The organism is Cryptosporangium arvum DSM 44712, from assembly GCF_000585375.1.
Taxonomy (GTDB): Bacteria; Actinomycetota; Actinomycetes; order Mycobacteriales; family Cryptosporangiaceae; genus Cryptosporangium; species Cryptosporangium arvum.
Genome location: NZ_KK073874.1, coordinates 2,963,447 through 2,983,069, shown reverse-complemented (window position 1 = coordinate 2,983,069; position 19,623 = coordinate 2,963,447). Strand labels below are relative to the sequence as shown.

The window sequence follows — 19,623 nt, the reverse complement described above, 5'->3', positions numbered from 1 at the left end:
GCGAGGTGTTGCCCGTGTACCCAGGAGCCTATGTCGCCTCCTCCCCCGACAAGCCCGCCGTCGTCATGGAGGACGACAGCGAGATCCTGACCTACGCCCAGCTGGAAGAGCGTTCCGTCCGCCTGGCCAACGCGTTCCGGGACGCCGGTCTGCGCCCCGGTGACGTCGTGGCGTTGCTGACCGAGAACAGCCCGCGGGTCTTCGAGGTGTACTGGGCCTGTTTACGGTCCGGGCTGTATCTGACGTCGGTGAACTGGCACCTCGCGAAGCCCGAGGTCGCGTACATCCTGGAGGACTGCGGCGCGTCGGCGCTGGTGGCCTCCGAGGGTCTGCTGCCGCTGGTCGAGGGGGAGTTCCCGGCCCTGCACACCCGCATCCAGATCGGCGGCTCGACCCGGGACGGCTACCGGGACTACGAGGAGCTGCTGGCCTCCTCGTCGCCCGAGGTACCGGCCGACCAGCCGCGCGGCGGCGACATGCTCTACTCCTCGGGCACCACCGGGCGCCCGAAAGGCATCAAGCCCCACCTGCCGGAGCGGCAGGTACACGAACCCGGCGACCCGTACGTCGGGGTGTTCGGGCCGCTCTACGGCTTCAACCAGGACTCGGTCTACCTCTCCCCCGCGCCGCTCTACCACGCGGCGCCGCTGCGCTTCGGCATGGTCGTGACGTCGCTCGGCGGCACGGTGGTGGTCATGCCCTCGTTCGACGCCGAGCGGGCGGTGCGGGCGATCGCGCACCACCGGGTGACGCACAGCCAGTGGGTGCCGACGCACTTCGTCCGGATGCTGCGCCTGCCGGTGTCGGTGCGGGGAGGGTTCGATCTCAGCTCGCACAAGACCGCGATCCACGCCGCCGCGCCGTGTCCGGTCGAGGTGAAACGGCAGATGATCGAGTGGTGGGGGCCGATCCTCGAGGAGTACTACGCCTCCACCGAGGGCGCCGGCGGCACGTTCATCGGCTCCGAGGAGTGGTTGAAGCACCCGGGCTCGGTGGGCAAGCCGATGATCGGCATCCCGCGCATCTGCGACGACGCGGGGCAGGAGGTGCCGATCGGCACCCCCGGCCTCATCTTCTTCGAGCGCGACGACCTGCCGTTCGTCTACCACAACGCCCCGGAGAAGACGCGCAGCGCGCAGCACCCGGAGCATCCGACGTGGACGACGGTCGGCGACGTCGGTTACCTCGACGACCAGGGCTACCTGTTCCTGAGCGACCGCAAGGCGTTCACGATCATCTCCGGCGGCGTGAACATCTACCCGCAGGAGATCGAGGACGCGCTGCTCCAGCACCCCGCCGTGCTCGACGTGGCGGTGATCGGGGTGCCGGATCCGGAGTTCGGCGAATCGGTGCTCGCGGTCGTGCAGCTGGTCGCGTCGGCGTCGGCGTCCGACGACACCCGGGCCTCGATCGCCGAGTTCGCCCGTGAGCAGCTCGCCGGGTTCAAGGTGCCGCGGCGCATCGAGTTCACCGACGCACTCCCCCGGACCCCCACCGGCAAACTGGTGAAGGGCAAGCTCCGGGAGGAGTACGCCTAGGTCGTCAGCGCGGTGGACCTCAGGCCGTGAGGTTCACCGCGGCCTCGGTGGTCTGGACGATGAACGTCAGGGATTCCTGGAAGTACAGCTCGATGCTGTTCGCGTCGTGCGAGAGGTAGCCGATCGACACGTCCTGGCCGAGGTGGAGCTCGTAGTCGCCGCCGCGGGTGGAGAGCACGACCGCGCCGTCGATGGCGGGCGCCCAGATGATCTCGCCGTCGCGCAGCACCCGGGCGATGTGCTCGTGGATCGGGTAGCCGTGGTCGGCGGTCTCGGCCACGGCGGTGTAGGCCTCGGCCGAGAGCAGGAGGCTGTACGGGCCGTCCACACCGGCCAGGCGCAGCGCCGTGATCGCCTGGGCGACCGCGTTCGGGTATTCGCGGACGTCGGCCGGCAGCGCGATCGCGGAGTTCGAGCTGCCCGGCCGCAGACCGGTGACGTTCGCGGCCGCGTACCCGTCGAGGATCGCGCGGTCCTCGGCGAACGCCAGCGCCTTCGCGGCGTCCTTCACCGGCTGCCAGTCGGAGTCCTTCGCGCCGCGCTCCACGTCGTCCACGGCCTGGCGGTCGACGACGAACGGCACGCGGAACTCCACGATCGGCTGCACGACCCGCTTGCGGGCGAGCACCCCCTCGGCCGGTGCCGTGAGTTCGGTCAGGTGCCCGGTGCCGACGGCGGACAGCTCCTCACCGGACGGACCGAGCACGTCGACGACCCGGCGGGCGGCGACGTGGCGGGTGAACGTGCGCTTGGCCTCGGTCTCGATGTCGGCCCAGGCGGCGTCGGAGATCGGTGCGAGCTCGCGGTACAGGTTGTTCACGGTGCGGTGCTCCTCTTGAGGCTGCCGATGCGCAGCGATCCATCGGTTTCGGCGTCGACGACGGGCTCCGGCGGGCCGGGCGGGTCGTCCATCCAGTCGGCGCTGGGGACGAAGAACAGGCTGCCGGTGACCGCGGTCGAGAAGTCCAGGATCCGGTCGGTGACGCCTTCCGGACGGCCGAGGAACATGTTGCGCAGCATCTGCTCGGTGACGCTCGGCGTCTTCGCGTAGCCGATGAAGTAGGTCCCGAATTCGCCCTGCGCCACCGAGCCGAACGGCATGTTGTCGCGGACGATCTGCTGCTCGTTGCCGTCCTCGTCCTCGATCGTGTTCAGCGCCACGTGCGAGTCGGCCGGCTTGACGTCGTCGGGCAGTTCCAGGTCGTCGAGCTTGGTGCGGCCGATGATCTTCTCCTGCGCCTCGACGCTCTGCGCGTTCCAGGCGCCGATGTCGTGGAGGTACTTCTGCACGACGACGTAGCTGCCGCCGGCGAAGTCGGGGTCCTCGTCGCCGATCGCGGCGGCCTCGAGCGCGGCGGCGCCGGTGGGGTTCTCGGTGCCGTCGACGAAGCCCATCAGGTCACGCTGGTCGAAGTAGCGGAAGCCGACCGTCTCGTCGACGACCTCGGCGGCGTCGCCGAGGCGGCGCGTGAGGTGCGTGGCGAGCTCGAAGCAGAGGTCCATCCGGCGGGCGCGGAGGTGGAACAGCAGGTCGCCGGGCGTGGACGGGGCCGTGTGCTTCCCGGCCAGCTCCCGGAACGGGTGCAGCTCGGCCGGGCGCGGGCCACCGAAGAGCCGGTCCCACGCGTCCGACCCGATGCCGGTGACGACGCTCAGGTCACCCTCGGGGGCCCGGAACCCGACCGAGCGGGCGATGCCCGCGATGTCGGGGATCAGGTCGCGCACCGTGTCCTCACCACCGTCGCGGATCACCACGACGAGGAAGATCGCCGCCTCGGTGAGCGGCGTGAGCACCGGTTGCGACTCGACCGGCTTGACCATTCGCTTCTCTCCTCCGGACGCTGGCGCCCTCCATCCTGCCGCTAACGCAGGCAAACGCATCAGTCGGGTGACGGCCGGTTCGCCACGGCGCGGAGTTTGTCGGGGTTGGCGACGTTGTGGAGGCCGGCGATCCGGCCGTTCTCGTCGAGGTCGAGCGTGAGGGTGGCGACGACGCGGCCGGCGCCGCGGAACACGACGCCCGCGGTGCCGTTGAGGTCGAGGACCTCGGCGGTCATGTCGGCCGGGTCGACGCCCTCGTACGGGCGGGTGCCGACACCGGCGAACCAGGCCGCGACGCGCTCGGCCCCGACCACCGGGCGCATCGCCTGGCGGACCTTGCCGCCGCCGTCGGTCCAGAGCGTGACGCCGGGCGCGAGCAGGTCGAGCAGCGTGTTCAGGTCGCCGCCGACCGCGGCGGCGAGGAAGCGTTCGGTGACCTCGCGGTGGCGTGCCCGGGTGGGGCGGCTGATCCCTTTGCGTTGGGTGGGACGCCGGGCGCTCACGTATTCGCGGGCGCGGTGGGCGGCCTGGCGGACGGTGTCCGGCGACCGGTCGACGGCCTCGGCGATCTCGGCGTGGGTGAAGCCGAACGCCTCGTGCAGGACGAACACCGCCCGTTCGAGCGGGGTGAGGTTCTCCAGCACCAGCAGCAGCGCGATCGAGACGTCGTCGGCGGTGTCCTCGGTCGTGACCACGGGTTCGGGGAGCCAGGGGCCGAGGTAGCTCTCGCGACGGGCCTGGCGCTGACGGAGCCGGTCGATCGCGAGGCCGGTCGTGATCCGGGCCAGGTAGGCCTTGGGCTCGGCGACGCCGGTGCGGTCGGCCGCCGACCACTTCACCCAGGTGTCCTGGACGACGTCCTCGGCGTCGGCGACGGTGCCGAGGATGCGGTAGGCCACCGAGAACAGCAGGTCGCGGTACTCGTCGAACGCGGTCATCGGGTGTGCCGGCCTCCTCGTCGCCAGCCCAGCACGGCCGTGCGCGGGGCCTTGAGGGTACGGCCGAACGCCGGCCACGGTGCGGCGCTCACGGTCTCCTTGTACCACCGGGCCGACCGTCCGGTCAGGGCCGCGCGCTTCGGGCTGTCGTCCGGGCGGGTGAACTGGACGACCGCGTCGTGGCGGCCCAGGCTGATCGGCACGTGCAGGTAGCCGAACCGGAACGGCTTCGGTGTCCGGCCGTCCAGGGCACGCACGATCGCCACGGCCGCCCCGACGCCGGTGGGCATGCCGCTCTGGCAGGTGCCGTGCAGGGTGCCGAACGTCTGGCGGACGGCGGCGGCGTCGCCCACCGCGTAGATCTCCGGGTGCGAGACCGAGCGGAGCGTCGCGTCGGTGACGATGCGGTTCCTCTCGTCGACGTCGAGACCGGCTTTCGCGGCGAGCGGCGCGACGCGGACGCCGCTGGTCCAGAGCACGAGGTCGGCCGGTTCGGGCTCGCCGTCGTCGAGCTGGACGGCGTGCGGGTGCACGGCGCGGATCACGCCGGTGCGGACGCGGACGCCGAGGCGGGCCAGCGCGGCGGTGAGGTGGGCGCGCGCTTTCGGCCCGAGCGTGGAGCCGGGGGCGTCCCGGCCCAGGAGCGTGACGCGGAGCGCGGGATGGCTCTCGGCGATCTCCGCCGCGGCCTCGACCCCGGTGAGCCCGCTCCCGCAGACCACCACGCGACCGGTGCCGAGGGCGGCCAGGCGGGTGGCGACCCGGGTGGCGGAGTCGAGGGTGTCGAGGGTCTCGGCGTGGTCGGCGGCACCCGGGACGGCGTCGGTGTCGGCGACCGCGCCCAGCGCGTACACGAGCGTGTCGTAGCGGAGTTCGCGCTCGTCGTCGAGGCGTACGGTGCGTGCGGCGGCGTCCAGCCCGGTGACCCGGGCCCGGACGAACTCGACGCCGGTTCCGGCCAGCAGCTCGGGGATCCGGAACTCGGCCGGGTGCTGCCCGGACGCCACCTGGTGCAGCCGCAGCCGCTCGGTGAACCGGTCGCTCGCGTCGACCAGCGCGACGTGCACGTCGTCGCGCCCACGCAACCGCCCGGCGAGGCTCGTCACCGCCGCCAGGCCCGCGTACCCCGCCCCCACCACCATGATCGTGATCATCGTCGCCCGCCTCTCGCGCTGGGAATCAACCGACGAGCACGAGACGAAGTGCACCCCCGCGGACGTGAAGCGGGGTGGTTTGGCTCACACCGGCAGAATGCCAGGCATGAGCGTGACCTCCTCCCTGCTGTCCTTCGCCGCGGTCGCGGCCCTGCTGACGATCGTCCCGGGGCTGGACACCGCGTACGTCCTGCGCACCGCGCTGGTGAGCGGGCGGCGCCCGGCGTTCGCGGCCGCGCTGGGCATCGGTACGGGCTCGCTGGTCTGGGGCGCGGCCGCCGCCGTGGGAGTGTCGGCGCTGCTCACCGCGTCGACCGTGGCATACACCGCACTCCGGGTGGCGGGTGCGGCGTATCTGGTGTGGCTGGGCGTCCAGATGATCCGGTCGACGCTGCGGCGGCGCGATCCCGACGCACCCGGCGGGCCGGGCGACGCGGTGAGCAGCCGGCGGGCGTGGTGGCGGGGGACGCTGACCAACCTGCTCAACCCGAAGGTCGGGGCGTTCTACCTCGCGGTGATCCCGCAGTTCCTGCCCGAGCAGGCTCCTCCGCTGCTGATGGGGGTCGCGTTGGCGCTCGTGCACAACGCCGAGGGGATGCTCTGGTTCAGCGCGCTGATCCTCGCCGCGCACGGCGTGCGGGGCTGGCTGCGGCGCCCGTCGGTCCACCGCGCGATCGACCGCGTCACCGGGACGGCCCTGATCGGCTTCGGCCTGAAACTGGCCGTCTCCCCGCACTGAGCTCCTCCCCCGGCTGCGACTCGCGTCACTACCGGGGGCCGGACATCCAGGTACGCAGGGCGCCGGCCAGGTCGGGGCCGGTCATCGCAGCAGCTGCAGGCCGCCGACGACCTTGTCGATCTGGTTGCGCGGCCCGACCAGCCCGACCGCGTAGTAGGCCAGCTCCTCGTGCGGCGTCGCGGCCATCGTCGCCTGGTACTCGGCGTACGCGGTGGCCTGCTGCGCCACCTGCGGCATGTCGACGACGAGCAGCGCCGGCCGGGAGGCGGCCCTGGTGCGCACCCGGTGCACGGTCGCGGCGTCGGCCCCGAGGATCGAGCAGCCGATGAACGGCAGCGGCTGGTGCTCGAGCCCGGACCCGTCGGCGGTCGCCGGGCCGAGCAGGTCGGGCCGCTGCTGGCCGATCGTCGCCGACAGGCACGCGGCCGCGTTCGCGATCAGCCCGATCGGGAGGTCCCGGTCGACCACGACGACCCACTTCGTCCGCTGCTGACGCGTCGTCAGCGCGAGCAGCTCGCCGGTCGATGCTTCATCAGTGATGGTCACGGCGGAAACAGTAAGCTGTTGTTGCGCTCTCTGGCGCAGTTGTCGAATTCCGTTCGACGAATCGGGGAAACCACAGTGATTGATGCGATCGACCGGGCGCTTCTCCGGGAACTGGAGAACGATGCGCGGACGACGAACCGGGACCTCGCGGCCGCGGTCGGGGTGGTGCCGTCGACGTCGCTGCTGCGGGTGCGGGCGCTGCGCGAGACCGGGGTGATCGCCGGGTACCGCGCGGAGATCGACCTGGCCGCGGTGGGCCGGCCGATCCAGGCGCTGATCTCGGTGCGGATCCGGCCGCCGTCGCGGACGGTGATCACCGCGTTCCGGGAGTGGGCGGCGGCGCTGCCCGAGACGATCGGGCTGTTCGTCACCGCCGGCGGATGGGACTTCCTGATCCACGTCGCGGTGCCCGACAACGACGGTCTCTACGCGTTCGTGATCGACCGGCTCACCGAACGCCGCGAGGTCGCCGACGTCAACACCAGCGTGATCTTCGAGCACGTCCGGTCACCGCACGTGGTGTGACCTACCGAGCGCACGTGATCGTGGAGCTCGTCGCCGAGATCCCCGGGTCAGACGGTACGGCGCAGGCGGCGGAGGGACGCGTCCAGCAGGATCATCGGGTGGTAGACCGGGATCGGGTTCTCCAGGTGGGCCGCGATCTGGAGCGCGCAGCCGGGGTTGGCGGCGGCGATCACGTCGGCGTTCGTCGCGGCCAGGTTCGCGGCTTTGCGCTCGCCGAGTTCGGCCGCGGCGGCGGGCTGGGTCAAGTTGTAGATGCCGGCCGAGCCGCAGCAGATCTCCCACTCCGCCGGCTCCACCAGCGTCAGCTCCGGGATGGCGCGGAGCAGGTCGCGGGGCTGGGTGCGCACGCCCTGGGCGTGGGCGAGGTGGCAGGCGTCGTGGTAGGCCACGCGCATCGGCAGCGGGTGGCGGCGGGCCTGCGGCTCGACCGCTCCGAGCACCTCGTGCACGTCACGGACCTTCGCCGAGAACGCCGCCGCCCGCGTCGCCCACTCGGGGTCGTCGGAGAAGAGGTGGCCGTAGTCCTTCATCGCCGAACCGCAGCCGGCGACGTTCACCGCGATCGTGTCGTAGCCCTCGTAGGCGGCGATCACCTTGCGCGCCTCGACCAGCGCCGACTCCTCGACGCCGCCGTGCAGCTGGAGCGCGCCGCAGCAGCGCGGGGTGCGCGGCGCGTGCACCTCGAAGCCCTCGGCCGCCAGGACCCGGACGGTCGCGGCGTTGACGTCGCCGAAGAGCGCCCGCTGAATGCAGCCCTGGAGGAACGCGATCGTTCCGCGCGGCTCGACGCCCGGCGCGGCCGGCGTGACCCGCGGCAGCTGGTGCACGGTCGCGGAGAGCCGGACCGGCGGGGCCAGCGACATCAGCGCACGCAGCCGCGACCCGGCCGGGAGCAGCCGACCCAGGCGGGCGCCGAGCTTGCCGGGCACGGCCAGGGCCGGGATCAGGGCGCGCACCCGGCCGGGGTGGGTGAAGATCCCGAAGACCAGGGCGCGGAAGGCCCGGTCGGCGGGGGTGCGGGGAACGTTGCGCTCGAGCTGCGGCCGGACCTGCTCGATCAGCCGGTCGTACTGCACCCCGGACGGGCACGCCGTCACGCAGGCCATGCAGCCCAGGCAGCGGTCGAAGTGGTTCTGCGTGGTCGGGCCGACGGCGTCCTCGTGGCCGACGCGCATCAGGACGATGCGCCCGCGGGGCGAGTCGGCCTCGTCCTGGAACACCGTGTAGCTGGGGCAGGTGGTCAGGCAGAAGCCGCAGTGGACGCAGTCCTTGATCAGCTCGGGGTCGGGCGGGCGGTGGTCGTCCCAGCCGCCCGCCCCCTCGTGCAGCGAAGGCTGGTCACCGCCGGAGGGGAGCACGGTCATCACAGGCCTCCTACGAACGTGCCGGGGCGGAAGATCCGCGCCGGGTCGAACCGGGCCTTCACCCGCTGCTGCACCGCGACGACACCCGCGTCCAGGTCCGGCCACGGTGCCGACACCCGGTCACCGCCGTCCAGCACGGTCACCGCCGCCGGTGCCAGCTGTTCCCGGACGGTCGCGACGGTGTCCGGGTCGGCGTCCGGGAAGGCCAGCCAGGACAGGCCCAGGGCGGCCCGGGAGACGACCGTGGCGCCCACGGCGTCGGCGGCGCGGACGACGGCGGCCAGCTCGGTGGGGCGGTGGGACACCTTCAGCACCGCGCCGGACGGCGAGCGCTGCGCGGAGCGCTGGGCCTCCCAGAGGGGCTCGTCGTCCTCGACCACGGCCACCTCCGGCCCGCCGGCCAGCCCGGACGCCACCCGCGACGCCTGGCTCGTCGCCGTCACGCCGCCGAAGCGCACCAACAGCCGCCCCGTCCCGGCGCGCCACGCCGCGTCGAGCGACAGGGCCTCGAGCGGACGGCGGGACAGGCCGGACGCGGCCTCGGCCAGCGCGGACGGGTCGGTGAACGTGGCCACCGCCGTGGCGGTGCCGGACGGCAGCGGGTGCAGCCGCACCGCGACCTCCGCCACCAGCCCCAGCGTGCCGAACGAGCCGGTGAACAGCTTCCCCAGGTCGTAACCGGCGACGTTCTTGATGACCTTGCCGCCGGACCGGGCGACGGTGCCGTCGGAGAGCACGAGCGTCACGCCGATCACCAGGTCGCGGACGCCGCCGTAGCGGTGGCGCGCGGGCCCGGAGTCGGCGGTCGCGACGAGACCGCCGATCGTGCCGCCCGGCGAGGGGTCCAGCGCGAGCCACTGCCCGGCGGAGGCGAACACCTTCTGGGCGTCCGCGAGCGGGACGCCGCACTCCAGGACCGCGGTGAAGTCGCCGGGGTTGTGCTCCAGGATCCGGTTCAGGCCGGTGGTGTGCAGCTCGGTGCCGGTCGCACCGCCGCCCCAGCCCGCGCGGCTCCCGGACCCGACCGGCCGGACGGGCGTGCCGGCGCCGCCGAGCGCACGCAGCGACTCGGCGGCCTCGTCGATCGAGCCGGGCCGGAGCGCGGGCATCAGAACCGCTCCGCCAGCCCGGCGGCCTCCATCGGGTGCTGCCGGTAGGGCCCCGGCACCTCACCGCAGAGCCGGGGCGTCGGCATCACCTTGCCGGGGTTGGCCAGGCCCGCCGGGTCGAACGCGCAACGCAGCCGCTGGAACGCGTCCAGATCGGACGGCGAGAACATCTTCGTCATGTGTTTGCGCTTGTCGACACCCACGCCGTGCTCGCCGGTGATCGAGCCGCCGGCGTCCAGGCAGACCTGCAGGATCGCCCCGGCCAGCTCCTCGGCCCGCTCCGCCTCGCCGGGCACCCGGCCGTCGTAACAGACGAGCGGATGGAGGTTCCCGTCCCCGGCGTGGAACACGTTCGCGACGGTCAGCCCGGCCTCGGTGGCCAGCGCCTCGATGCGTTCCAGCACGTCGGGCAGCGTGGTGCGCGGGATGACCCCGTCCTGCACGAAATAGTTCGGCGAGATGCGCCCCATCGCCGGGAACGCGGCCTTGCGTGTCTTCCAGAACAGCGCGCGCTCGGCGTCGTCCCGGCTGACCCGCACGTCGTCGGAGCCGCACCGCTCGCAGATCGCCACCACGTCGGCGAAGAGCGTTTCGCACTCGTCCTCGGGGCCGTCGAGCTCCACCAGCAGCGCCGCCCCGCGGCCGACCGGGTAACCCGCGTGCGCCATCCGCTCGGCGGCGTCGATCGTCACCGCGTCCATCATCTCGATCGCGCCCGGCACGACGCCGCCCCGCACGATCTCCGACACCGCCTCACCGGCCGCGTGCGTGGAGTCGAAGAACGCGACGAGCGTCCGGACGGCCTCCGGCGACGGCACGATCCGCAGCCAGATCTTGGTCGCCACGCCGAGCGTGCCCTCGGATCCGACGAAGGCCCCGAGCAGGTCGTAACCCGGGGTATCGAGTCCTTCTCCCCCCAGGCGGACCAGCTCGCCGTCGGTCAGGACGACCTCCAGGCCGGTGACGTAGTTCGTCGTGAAACCGTATTTGAAGCAGTGCGCCCCGCCGGAGTTCTCGGCCACGTTGCCGCCGATCGAGCACACGATCTGGCTGGACGGGTCCGGCGGGTAGAAGAAGCCCGGCCCGACCGCCGCCGACACCGCGGCGTTGGTGACCCCGGGTTCCACACAGACCCTGGCGTTGTCCAGGTCCACGTCGAGGATGCGGTTGAGCCTGGTCAAGACGATGAGGACGCCGTCGGCGACCGGGAGCGCGCCGCCGGAGAGGCCCGAACCGGCGCCCCGGGCCACCCACGGCACCTCGGCGTCGGCGCAGAGCCGCACGACCGCCCGGACCTCCTCGGCCGAGCCGGGGTGGACCGCCACCCGCGGCAGCGCGCGGTACTGCAGCAGCCCGTCGGACTCGTAGGTACGGAGCTCGTGCGGGTCGGTGTACGTCCACTCGATGCCGACCACCCGTTGCAACGCCGCGACCAGGTCGGTGCCCATACGTCCGACGGTAACCGCCAGCACCCTATGTAGAGTTGCGATATAGTTCAACTCATGCGAATCACGGTGTCGACGGCACAAGTGCTGGCGGCCCTGCTGGCCGAGCCCGACGCCGACCACTACGGGCTCGAGCTGATGCGGGCGGCCGGCCTGGCCAGCGGAACGCTCTACCCCATTCTGCGCCGCCTGACCGAGGCGCGCTGGCTCACCGCGGACTGGGAGGCGATCGATCCGGTCGCCGCCGGCCGGCCCGCCCGCCGGTACTACCGGCTCACCGCGGAGGGAGCGGTCGAGGCCCGCCGGGCGCTCGCCGAACTCCGCGCGCGGACGTCCCCGCCGGACCTGCGGACGGCCTGGTGAGGCTGGCCCGGGCGCTGGTGGCGCTCGCCGTCCGCCGCTCCCCCGCAGCCGACCGGGAGGACGACCGCCGGGAGTGGGAGGCGGAGCTGGCCGTGCTCGCGGCCGAAGGGCGCGGCGGCCCCGCGCTGCGGTACGCGGCGAGCCTCGCGCTGGCCCGGCCCCGGGGCGGCCCGACGCTGACCTGGCGCGGGTTCCGGCTGATCGTGATCGCGCCGGTCGTCGCGACCGTGGCGCTCTTCCTCGGCGTGGTACCGACCCGGCTGGCGTCCGCGGTGCTCGGCGCCGACACCCAGACGTCGCTGATGGCCGTGTTCGCGGCCGGGCTGGCCGTCGCGGCCGGGCTGCTCGGCCGGCGGTGGGCCGTGCGCGTCGGGACGGGGTGGCGGATCCTCGCGGTGACCGTGCCCGGATGGGCGGTGGGAGTGCTGTTCAACGCGGGCACGGCGTCGCCCGCGAGCGCGCTCCAGGTGCACGCGCCGGCGTTCCTGGTGTTCTTCGCCGGTCTCGCCGTCGCGTTGACGCTGGCCGGTCGGCTGCCCCGGTTCGGGTCGGCGGCCGGGGCCGCCGTGGCGCTGGTGGCCGCGCACGTGGCGACCGTCGTGATGATGGCGCTGAGCGCCGTGCCGCTCGACTTCGCGTACGCACCGGCCTGGCTGTTCGTCTCGCTGACCGGGTTCGGCGTCGGGGGCATGCCGCCCGGGGACGCGCTGCTGGTGTGGGACGTGACCGGGTTCGACACGTACCTGTTCGTGGTGTTCACGGGGCTGGCGTTCGGAGCCGTGCTCAGGCCTCCGGCCGGTGCGGCTCCGAGTGGGTCCAGTCGGCCAGCAGCGTCCGGAGCGCGGTGATCAGGGAGAGCGGCTGGTCGATCATCACGTGGTGAGCGGCGAGCGGGATCTCCACGACCGGCACGACCCGGCCGAGGCGTTCCGCGATCCGCTCCCCCATGTCCGGCGGCACCAGGCCGTGCTCGGCGCGGAACACGGCCACCCGGCACCGGGGTAGTTCCAGCGGAACGGGCCGTCCCCGCCCGCGGAACACGTTGGGGTCGAACTTCCAGTTCCAGTCGCCGTCGATCGCGCGCAGCGACGTCTCGGCGATGTGGGCGTGGATGGCCGGGTCGTTCCCGTCCTGCTCCGGGATCAGCTTGAAGCGTTTGAGCGCGGCCTCGCGGCTCGGGTACCGCCGCAGCGGCCCGAACGCCTGCTGAGCGCCGGCCGCCTGCTCCTCGGGCTGGTCCTCCCAGAACGGGGTGTCGACGGCGACCGCGCCGGCCAGCTCGGTGCCGCGCAGCCGGGCGGCGGTGATCGCGACCATGCCGCCCATGCTGTGGCCGATGACCAGCGGGTTCGGGCCGGCACCGCCGTGCGCGGCGGCGGCGAGCACCTCGTCGGCCCAGCGCGCCATCAGGTACTCCTCGCGCCGGCCGCTGTCGCCGTGGCCGGAGAGGTCGAGCGCGACCACCCGGCGGTCACCGGCGAAGAACGGTGCGACGTGGTCCCACCAGCGGCTGTGCGCCGCACCGCCGTGAACGAACACGATCCCGTTCTCGTTGCCCGGTTTGCCCCAGGCGCGGTAGTGGATCGCCACGCCGTCGACCTCGACGACGCCGAGTTCGACGTCGGCCGCGAGCGCGTCGGTCAGCCACGCCGGCGTTCCGGTCATCGGTGTCCCTTTCGCCGTAGGTCTCCCCACTCAACCATCCGGCGCCGGTCCGCCGCAGCTCGGCCACCCGGTAACGGGGTAGAACCTGTTACAGTTTCGCGCATGATTCTGGACCGGTTCCGGCTGGACGGGAAGGTCGCGGTGGTCACCGGGGCAGGGCGGGGCATCGGCGCGGCCACCGCGCTCGCCCTGGCCGAGGCCGGCGCCGACGTGCTGATCTCCGCCCGCACCGAGGACGACCTCCGCGCGGTCGCCGACCGCATCGCCACCACCGGCCGCAAAGCCGTGATCGCGGCCGCCGACCTGAGCGACGCCGACGCGGCCGCGAGCCTGGCCGAACGGGCCGTCGACGCGTTCGGGCACCTCGACATCGTCGTCAACAACGTCGGCGGCGAGATGCCGCGCCCGCTGCTGAAGACCAGCGTGCGCCGCTTGGAGTCGGCGTTCCACTTCAACGTCTCCACCGCCCACGCGCTCACCACCGCCGCGGTACCCGCGCTGCTGGAGACCAACGGCGCGATCGTCAACATCTCGTCGGTGATGGGCCGGCTCCCGGCCCGCGGCTACGCCGCCTACGGCACCGCGAAGGCCGCGCTGGCCCACTACACCCGCATCGCGGCCGCCGACCTCGCTCCCCGCGTCCGGGTGAACGCGATCGCGGTCGGCTCGATCGCCACCTCCGCACTAGAACTCGTTCTCGACAACGACGAGCTGCGCACGACGATGGAGCAGAACACGCCGCTGAAGCGGATCGGCGACGCCGAGGACATCGCGGCCGCGGTCGTGTACCTCTCCTCCCCCGCCGGCGCGTACGTCACCGGCGCGATCCTCCAGGTCGACGGCGGCCTCCGCACCCCGAACCTCGACCTCGGCCTGCCCGATCTCTGAAGGGGACCGCATGACTCTGCGCGTGGTGCAATGGAGCACCGGCAACGTCGGCAAGCACACGATCGCCGGCGTCGACGCCCGGCCCGACCTGGAGCTGGCCGGCGTCTGGGTCTCCAACCCGGCCAAGGTCGGCCGCGACGCCGGTGAGCTGGCCGGGCTCGGCCGCACCCTGGGCGTCGAGGCCACCGACGACGCCGACGCCCTGCTCGCCCTGAACCCCGACTGCGTCGTCTACACCGCGATGGCCGACGACCGGCTGCCCGACGCGATCGCCGACCTCACCCGCTTCCTGCGCGCGGGCGTCAACGTCGTGTCGTCCGGGCCGGTGTTCCTGCAGTACCCCGACGGCGTGGTGCCGGCCGGCCTGACCGACCCGATCCGCGCCGCGGCGGCGGAGGGCGGCGCCTCGCTGTGGGTCAACGGCATCGACCCCGGCTTCGCCAACGACTGGATGGCGCTGACGCTCACCAGCTTGTCAGAGCGCATCGACGAGGTCCGCTGCCTGGAGATCCTCGACTACTCGACCTACGACAACCCGACGGTGCTGTTCGACATCATGGGTTTCGGCAAGCCGATCGACGACGTCCCGATGCTGCTGCAGCCCGGTGTCCTGGGTATCGCCTGGGGCTCGGTGGTGCGTCAGCTGGCGGCCGGGCTCGACGTCGAACTCGACGCGGTCGAGGAGTCGTTCTCGCGGCTGCCCGCACCCGAGGCGTTCGACATCCCGTCGGGTTCGATCGGCGAGGGCACCGCGGCCGCGCTGCGCTTCGAAGTCCGCGGCATGCGAGGCGGCCGCGCGGTGTGCGTCCTGGAGCACATCACCCGTCTGCGCCCGGACCTCGGCCCCGACTGGCCGCAACCGACCGGCCAGGGCGGATACCGGGTGGTGGTGACCGGCGAGCCGAACTACACGCTCGACATGACGATGCTGGCCACGGACGGCGACCACAACACGGCCGGCCTGAAGGCCACCGCGATGCGCCTGGTCAACTCGGTACCCGCGGTGGTGGCCGCACCGCCCGGCCTGCTCACCGCTCTCGACCTGCCGCTGGTCACCGGCCGCGGCCTGGTCCGCCCCTGAGCCGAGGTGGTACGACCGGCCCGGAACGCGCACCGCGCGCTCCGGGCCGCAGACGTCCGGTGCTCAGACGCAGGTTCCGGTGCCGGCCGCGTCCACAGCGCATGCCAGTCGTCGGCGCAGTAGTGCAGGTTGTTGTCGAAATAGGGCCGGATGGCGACGTTCTGATTGGCCGGGGCGCCGACGAATCGCCCGTGCCCGCGGCTCAGAATCGCGCCACCGCCTGCCCCGGCGGCTTGATAGACGGCTGCGGCTTCGCCCTGGGTGATCCGGTCGGAATCGGCGTTCGCCGGTTCGGAAATGCCGACGAGCGCCGCACACTGTGCCGCCGCTAGCGCCAAGGCCGAGCCGATCGTTCTTCGCCTGGTCTTCATGCGGATCCCTCCGGAGAAGGCGCCCCTGGCGGGGACCCCACACGCCGAGGGCCGGGTGCCCGTGCCGCTCGCTGAGCGAGTGTTCCGGAGCTAACGTTCGCGGCGTCATGCGCCCGACCGAGCGTCGAGCCGGTCCGCGAGAACTTGGTTCCGACCGGGGAGGTACCCCGCGAAACGAACGTCGGGAGGCTGGACGACTTGAGTGACGTCGCGGCAATGGACTCATTTCTCGCAGTGGTCTTCGGCTTGGCTGCGCTGTACGCCGGAGGCGTGATCTTCGTCGTGTCGGCCGGAAGGCAGGGTCCGCAGCGCGCTGCGGCGAACGGCGCCGGCGCTGCGGCGGGCGTCGCGGCGGCCCTCGTGCTGATGGTCCTGCTCGCTCACGTCGCCGTGGCCGCGCTGGTGGCCGCGGTCGTCCTGTTCAGCGGCGCCATCGCGTACTTCGTGCTGGTCCGCGACATCGGTCGGCGGCCCGCGGCCCTGACCGCCGTCGGAGCCGCCGCGCTGATCAGCCTCAGCTTCCTGCTCGTCTCCTACCTCGCCGTGCTGGCGTTCATCGGCGCGGCGGGCATCTACCTGCTGCTCCGTCTCTGGGTGCGGACCCGGCCGGCGCTGCTGGTGATGGGCGGAACGCTCAGCGGCCTGCTCGCCGCCTCCGGCGTGGTGTTCGCGGTCGCGCTCTCCACGATGTAACTGTCCTCGCGGCCTCACCCGAGTGGTTCGGCGAGCCCGACGACGATGCCTTCCGGTCCACGCACGTAGCAGAGCCGGTAGACGTCCTCGTAGCGGGCGACCTCCCCGACCAACTCGGCTCCCCGGGCACACAACCGGGCCACGACGTCGTCGATGTCGTCCACGGCGAACATCACGCGACGAATACCCAGGGTGTTCGCCGGTGCGTCGATCGGGACGCCGCTGATCGCCTCCGGCGTGTGGAACATCGCCAGCTCGATCCGGCCGTGACCGCCCGGGACCGTGAGCATGGCGACCTCCTGCCGGACGTCACTGATCCCGATCACGCTCTCCACCCAGCGTCCCTCGACGGGCATCCGGCCCTCCAGCTCCAAGCCGATCTCGACGAAGAACGCGGTCACGGCGTCGAGGTCCTCGACGACGATGAGGACGTTGTCCATCCGGCGGACGGTCACGTGGTCCCTCTCCCAGGCATCAGCACGGCCCGACGGCCGCTCTCTCTCCGAGACGGAGCCGATCCGCTTCTCTCGACATCCGACGCCGTGCCGGGCCCGCGCGCATTGCGGTCAGGTCGACATCGGGACGGATGTGCGCTTCGATCACGTGATGGATGTGGTCGCGCCGGGCGCACGGCTGGAGCGGGTCTGGACCGGTGGGAGTTGGGGGGAGGGCCCGGTCTGGCTGCCCGGCACCCAGAGCCTGCGGTGGAGCGAGATCCACGGCAACAGGATCTACGAGTACGACTCCCGGTCCGGGGAGACCCACGTCCATCGGCAGGACGTCGAGTTCACCAACGGGCGGACGCTCGACCTGGCCGGCCGGGTCGTCCAGTGCTCGCACGGGCGCCGCTGCGTCGAGGTCGAGGTCGACGGTGAGCCGACGACGCTCGTCGACCACTGGGGCGAACACCGGCTCAACTCACCGAACGACATCGTCGTCGCCTCCGACGGGGCGATCTGGTTCACCGACCCGCCCTACGGGATCACCCAGCCCGACGAGGGTCACCCGGGCTCGATGGAGTACGGCGGTTGCTGGGTCTTCCGCTACGAGCCCGGCCTCCTGCGGCCCGCGATCACCGACATGCAGCGCCCCAACGGCCTGGCGTTCTCGCCGGACGAGAGCCTGCTCTACGTCTCCGACACGGTTGACACCGCCCGCGGCCTGATCCGGGTCTACGACGTGACCGACGCGACGGTGAGCAACGGACGCGATTTCGCCACCGTGCTGCCGGGCTGCTCCGACGGCTTCCGCGTCGACGTGACCGGCCGGATCTGGACGTCGAGCCTGGACGCCGTGCAGGTGCTCTCCCCCGACGGTGAGCTCGTGGCCCGGATCCCCGTGCCGGAGAAGATCTCCAACCTGTGTTTCGGCGGCCCCGACGGCACTGATCTGTACATCACCGCGTCCACCAGCCTCTACCGGATCCGCACGCTGACGACCGGCGCCACCTGGGCCCGAACGGCCGGGTGAACCCGGCTCGCCGGCAGCGGCGTCCGCGCCCGCACTCCGATCACACCGTGAGCTTGAATCCGTCGTGCGAGCGCGCGAATCCCAGGTTCTCGTAGAAGCGGTGGGCGTCCAGACGCGCCTTGTTCGACGTCAGCTGCACGAGCGCGCATCCCCGGCGTCCGGCTTCCTCGATCGCCCACCGCATCATGGCGGCGCCGATCCCGCGATTGCGGTACCCGTCGGAGACCCGGACGGCCTCGATCTGCGCGCGGAGAGATCCCCGGCGGGCGAGGCCGGGAATGACGCTCAGCTGGAACGTGCCGACGATCCGGCCATCGACGATCGCCACGACGAGCAGCTGCGCCGGGTCGGCCTCGATGGCCGCGAAGGCCGCCTCGTAGGGTGCCAGGTCCTCCGCGTTCTCGTGGTGAGCGCCGAGCTGGTCGGCCGCCAGGAACTCGACAAGCGTCGGCAGGTCGGGCTTCTCGGCTCGACGCAGCACGACGGTGCCGCTGCTCAGAGAGATCTGCGCTAGTTCACGAATCATCCTTGGCCCTCCGCACGACCCGGCTGCCGACTCGATCCACGGTGCCATGCCGCTCGTCGGCGCAGCGATGTTCGGCGGCTTCGTCGGGAAACCACGGCGAGCGGCGCCGTGTCGTCGATTTCGAGCTGGTCGTTCGTGTAGAAGGTGAACAAGGAGGAGCCATGACACCGCTCGATCTCACCTTCACCGCCGTCCTCGGGCGTGTGCGTCCGGGCGACACCTGGATCTGTGTGCAGATGCCGGACTCCGCGACGGTGTTCGGCACGCGCGGCCTGGTGAAGGTGCGCGGCGACATCGACGGCGAGCCGTTTCGGGGGGCCTTCATGGCTCTGGGCGACGGCACCCACAAACTGCCGGTGACCGCCGCCGTGCGGAAGGCGATCGGAAAGGCCGAGGGCGACGAGGTCCGCGTCCACCTCACCGAACGCCTGTCCTGACCCCGTCGCGGGCGGAGCGGACGAGCCCACCGCTACCGGCCGGATTCGAATCCCAGCAGTCCGGACAACGCGTCGGACGGGGTGAGGGCGGAGTACGTGCTGACGACGAACACCATCAGCATCACCCCCGCGGCGAGAACCGTCACGACGGTGAGCGCGGCATACATTCCGCGGCCCCGACGAGCCGTGGCGCGCCGCCGCCAGGAAACGATGCCGGCCGCGAAACCGGCCAGGGCCGACACGCCGGACAGGAACGCCAGGATCCAGTAGTAGCGCGCGACCTCGTCGAGCAGGACCGAAAGAGCGGCGGGACTCGCCTGTTCGCCCGAACCGTTGTTCATCGCCGCCCTCAGCAGCTCCGCCGGCCCTCCCCCGGCGTCGGCCGGTAAGAGGGGAAGAAGCGCCACCACCGGCACGGACGTGGCCTGGATGTTCAGGATCAGCACCCCGAGGGCCAGCGCGGCGCACACCATCGACCCGGTGGCCCCCGCCAGGTACCAGACCGCGCTCCGGCGGCCCGCCCGCAGGTACCGGCTCCACAGCGCGGCGACGAGCAGTACGGAGACCATGACCATCGGGACGCAGATCGCGACCTTGATGGCGTGCCAGCGGAACCAGTAGTCGACGAGTTCGGCGAGCGAGGAAGGCATCGTCGAGGTCCGCCCCCGGCAGAACTCGACGAGGCTCGCCGCGACCCGGCCCGGCAGCGTCGCCATGTCGTCGTATTCGCCGTACTTGTCGTTGAGCAACGCGGCGGGGCCGACGACGAACGCGGCGATCAATGCCGCGCCCGCCACCAGCAGAAAAAACACGACCCGCAGTCGATCTGTTCTCACTAGGTTCCTTTGTCGCCGAAACTGACCTACGCGAAAAGGACGCTAGGAGGTCGGCCGCGGAAGATCGCGGGGGCTGACCGCCGCATGTGTGGTCGAGTCCGCCACCGCGCCGGG

At 72.2% G+C, this 19,623-nt stretch carries 22 protein-coding genes; 10 read left to right on the top strand and 12 right to left on the bottom strand.

Going from position 1 to position 19,623, the window contains the following annotated elements; all coding sequences use genetic code 11:
- Positions 1-14: 14 nt before the first annotated feature.
- Positions 15-1,538, top strand: coding sequence for an acyl-CoA synthetase (locus CRYAR_RS13895; protein ID WP_035851136.1), 1,524 nt, complete (start codon positions 15-17; stop codon positions 1,536-1,538).
- Between the two features lie 19 nt (positions 1,539-1,557).
- On the opposite strand, the gene CRYAR_RS13890 is transcribed toward CRYAR_RS13895, so the two are convergent.
- Genes CRYAR_RS13890 through CRYAR_RS13875 form a run of 4 tightly spaced genes read right to left on the bottom strand, consistent with a single transcriptional unit; the run spans position 1,558 to position 5,451 of the window.
- Positions 1,558-2,358 (bottom strand): family 1 encapsulin nanocompartment shell protein, encoded by an 801-nt coding sequence (locus CRYAR_RS13890; RefSeq protein WP_035851135.1) that lies wholly within the window; start codon positions 2,356-2,358, stop codon positions 1,558-1,560.
- Entirely contained in the window at positions 2,355-3,359 is a 1,005-nt protein-coding gene (locus CRYAR_RS13885; protein WP_035851132.1) for a Dyp-type peroxidase, read from the bottom strand. Before CRYAR_RS13885 ends, CRYAR_RS13890 begins: the two co-directional genes overlap by 4 nt.
- Before the next feature lie 59 nt (positions 3,360-3,418).
- Positions 3,419-4,297, bottom strand: a complete 879-nt coding sequence (gene sigJ, locus CRYAR_RS13880) for an RNA polymerase sigma factor SigJ (RefSeq protein ID WP_035851130.1) — start codon at positions 4,295-4,297, stop codon at positions 3,419-3,421.
- Positions 4,294-5,451 (bottom strand): NAD(P)/FAD-dependent oxidoreductase, encoded by a 1,158-nt coding sequence (locus CRYAR_RS13875; RefSeq protein ID WP_035851128.1) that lies wholly within the window; start codon positions 5,449-5,451, stop codon positions 4,294-4,296. The genes sigJ and CRYAR_RS13875 overlap by 4 nt, the downstream gene beginning before the upstream one ends.
- Positions 5,452-5,557: 106 nt before the next feature.
- On the opposite strand from CRYAR_RS13875, the gene CRYAR_RS13870 reads away from it, so the two are divergent.
- Positions 5,558-6,190 carry a LysE family translocator gene (locus tag CRYAR_RS13870; protein ID WP_035851125.1) on the top strand — a complete coding sequence of 211 codons (633 nt, stop codon included), beginning with the start codon at positions 5,558-5,560 and terminating at the stop codon, positions 6,188-6,190.
- A gap of 81 nt (positions 6,191-6,271) precedes the next feature.
- Here the strand turns inward: CRYAR_RS13870 and CRYAR_RS13865 are convergent, their stop codons facing one another.
- A complete protein-coding gene (locus CRYAR_RS13865) occupies positions 6,272-6,736 on the bottom strand; it encodes a DUF2000 domain-containing protein (protein ID WP_211247437.1) in 465 nt (154 codons plus the stop codon).
- 78 nt (positions 6,737-6,814) lie between these two features.
- On the opposite strand from CRYAR_RS13865, the gene CRYAR_RS13860 reads away from it, so the two are divergent.
- Positions 6,815-7,261, top strand: coding sequence for an Lrp/AsnC ligand binding domain-containing protein (locus tag CRYAR_RS13860; RefSeq protein WP_035862236.1), 447 nt, complete (start codon positions 6,815-6,817; stop codon positions 7,259-7,261).
- 47 nt (positions 7,262-7,308) lie between these two features.
- Here CRYAR_RS13860 and CRYAR_RS13855 read toward each other — a convergent pair whose 3' ends face one another.
- The 3 genes from CRYAR_RS13855 to CRYAR_RS13845 are packed head-to-tail and all read right to left on the bottom strand — an operon-like array spanning position 7,309 to position 11,182.
- The gene (locus CRYAR_RS13855; protein ID WP_051570155.1) at positions 7,309-8,625 is read right to left on the bottom strand and encodes a (Fe-S)-binding protein; all 1,317 of its coding nucleotides are present in this window, start codon (positions 8,623-8,625) and stop codon (positions 7,309-7,311) included.
- On the bottom strand, positions 8,625-9,734 hold the full coding sequence (locus CRYAR_RS13850; RefSeq protein ID WP_051570153.1) for an FAD-binding oxidoreductase: 1,110 nt from the start codon (positions 9,732-9,734) through the stop codon (positions 8,625-8,627). The genes CRYAR_RS13855 and CRYAR_RS13850 overlap by 1 nt, the downstream gene beginning before the upstream one ends.
- Positions 9,734-11,182: an FAD-linked oxidase C-terminal domain-containing protein gene (locus tag CRYAR_RS13845; protein ID WP_035851122.1), complete on the bottom strand. Its 1,449-nt coding sequence runs from the start codon at positions 11,180-11,182 to the stop codon at positions 9,734-9,736. Before CRYAR_RS13845 ends, CRYAR_RS13850 begins: the two co-directional genes overlap by 1 nt.
- A gap of 54 nt (positions 11,183-11,236) precedes the next feature.
- On the opposite strand from CRYAR_RS13845, the gene CRYAR_RS13840 reads away from it, so the two are divergent.
- Entirely contained in the window at positions 11,237-11,542 is a 306-nt protein-coding gene (locus tag CRYAR_RS13840) for a PadR family transcriptional regulator (protein WP_035851119.1), read from the top strand.
- Positions 11,539-12,390, top strand: a complete 852-nt coding sequence (locus CRYAR_RS13835) for a hypothetical protein (RefSeq protein ID WP_035851116.1) — start codon at positions 11,539-11,541, stop codon at positions 12,388-12,390. The genes CRYAR_RS13840 and CRYAR_RS13835 overlap by 4 nt, the downstream gene beginning before the upstream one ends.
- On the opposite strand, the gene CRYAR_RS13830 is transcribed toward CRYAR_RS13835, so the two are convergent.
- Complete coding sequence (locus CRYAR_RS13830) at positions 12,326-13,207, bottom strand: alpha/beta fold hydrolase (protein ID WP_035851113.1); 882 nt, start codon at positions 13,205-13,207, stop codon at positions 12,326-12,328. The two genes, CRYAR_RS13835 and CRYAR_RS13830, sit on opposite strands and share 65 nt — an antisense overlap.
- 102 nt (positions 13,208-13,309) lie before the next feature.
- Between CRYAR_RS13830 and CRYAR_RS13825 the strand changes: the two genes are divergently transcribed.
- From CRYAR_RS13825 to CRYAR_RS13810, 3 genes are all read left to right on the top strand, one after another.
- Complete coding sequence (locus tag CRYAR_RS13825; protein ID WP_035851112.1) at positions 13,310-14,095, top strand: SDR family oxidoreductase; 786 nt, start codon at positions 13,310-13,312, stop codon at positions 14,093-14,095.
- Between the two features lie 10 nt (positions 14,096-14,105).
- The gene (locus CRYAR_RS13820) at positions 14,106-15,176 is read left to right on the top strand and encodes an NAD(P)H-dependent amine dehydrogenase family protein (RefSeq protein ID WP_035851110.1); all 1,071 of its coding nucleotides are present in this window, start codon (positions 14,106-14,108) and stop codon (positions 15,174-15,176) included.
- 587 nt (positions 15,177-15,763) lie between these two features.
- On the top strand, positions 15,764-16,240 hold the full coding sequence (locus CRYAR_RS13810) for a hypothetical protein (RefSeq protein WP_157017642.1): 477 nt from the start codon (positions 15,764-15,766) through the stop codon (positions 16,238-16,240).
- 14 nt (positions 16,241-16,254) lie between these two features.
- Here the strand turns inward: CRYAR_RS13810 and CRYAR_RS13805 are convergent, their stop codons facing one another.
- On the bottom strand, positions 16,255-16,695 hold the full coding sequence (locus CRYAR_RS13805; RefSeq protein ID WP_035851107.1) for a VOC family protein: 441 nt from the start codon (positions 16,693-16,695) through the stop codon (positions 16,255-16,257).
- Positions 16,696-16,846: 151 nt separating this feature from the next.
- Here CRYAR_RS13805 and CRYAR_RS13800 point away from each other — a divergent pair, with 151 nt between their 5' ends.
- Complete coding sequence (locus CRYAR_RS13800) at positions 16,847-17,710, top strand: SMP-30/gluconolactonase/LRE family protein (protein WP_035862228.1); 864 nt, start codon at positions 16,847-16,849, stop codon at positions 17,708-17,710.
- 40 nt (positions 17,711-17,750) lie between these two features.
- On the opposite strand, the gene CRYAR_RS13795 is transcribed toward CRYAR_RS13800, so the two are convergent.
- Complete coding sequence (locus tag CRYAR_RS13795) at positions 17,751-18,236, bottom strand: GNAT family N-acetyltransferase (RefSeq protein ID WP_051570151.1); 486 nt, start codon at positions 18,234-18,236, stop codon at positions 17,751-17,753.
- A 161-nt stretch (positions 18,237-18,397) separates the two neighbouring features.
- Between CRYAR_RS13795 and CRYAR_RS13790 the strand changes: the two genes are divergently transcribed.
- Positions 18,398-18,673, top strand: coding sequence for a DUF1905 domain-containing protein (locus CRYAR_RS13790; RefSeq protein WP_035851105.1), 276 nt, complete (start codon positions 18,398-18,400; stop codon positions 18,671-18,673).
- A 32-nt stretch (positions 18,674-18,705) separates the two neighbouring features.
- Here the strand turns inward: CRYAR_RS13790 and CRYAR_RS13785 are convergent, their stop codons facing one another.
- Positions 18,706-19,509, bottom strand: coding sequence for a hypothetical protein (locus CRYAR_RS13785; protein WP_169745026.1), 804 nt, complete (start codon positions 19,507-19,509; stop codon positions 18,706-18,708).
- Positions 19,510-19,623 lie beyond the last annotated feature (114 nt).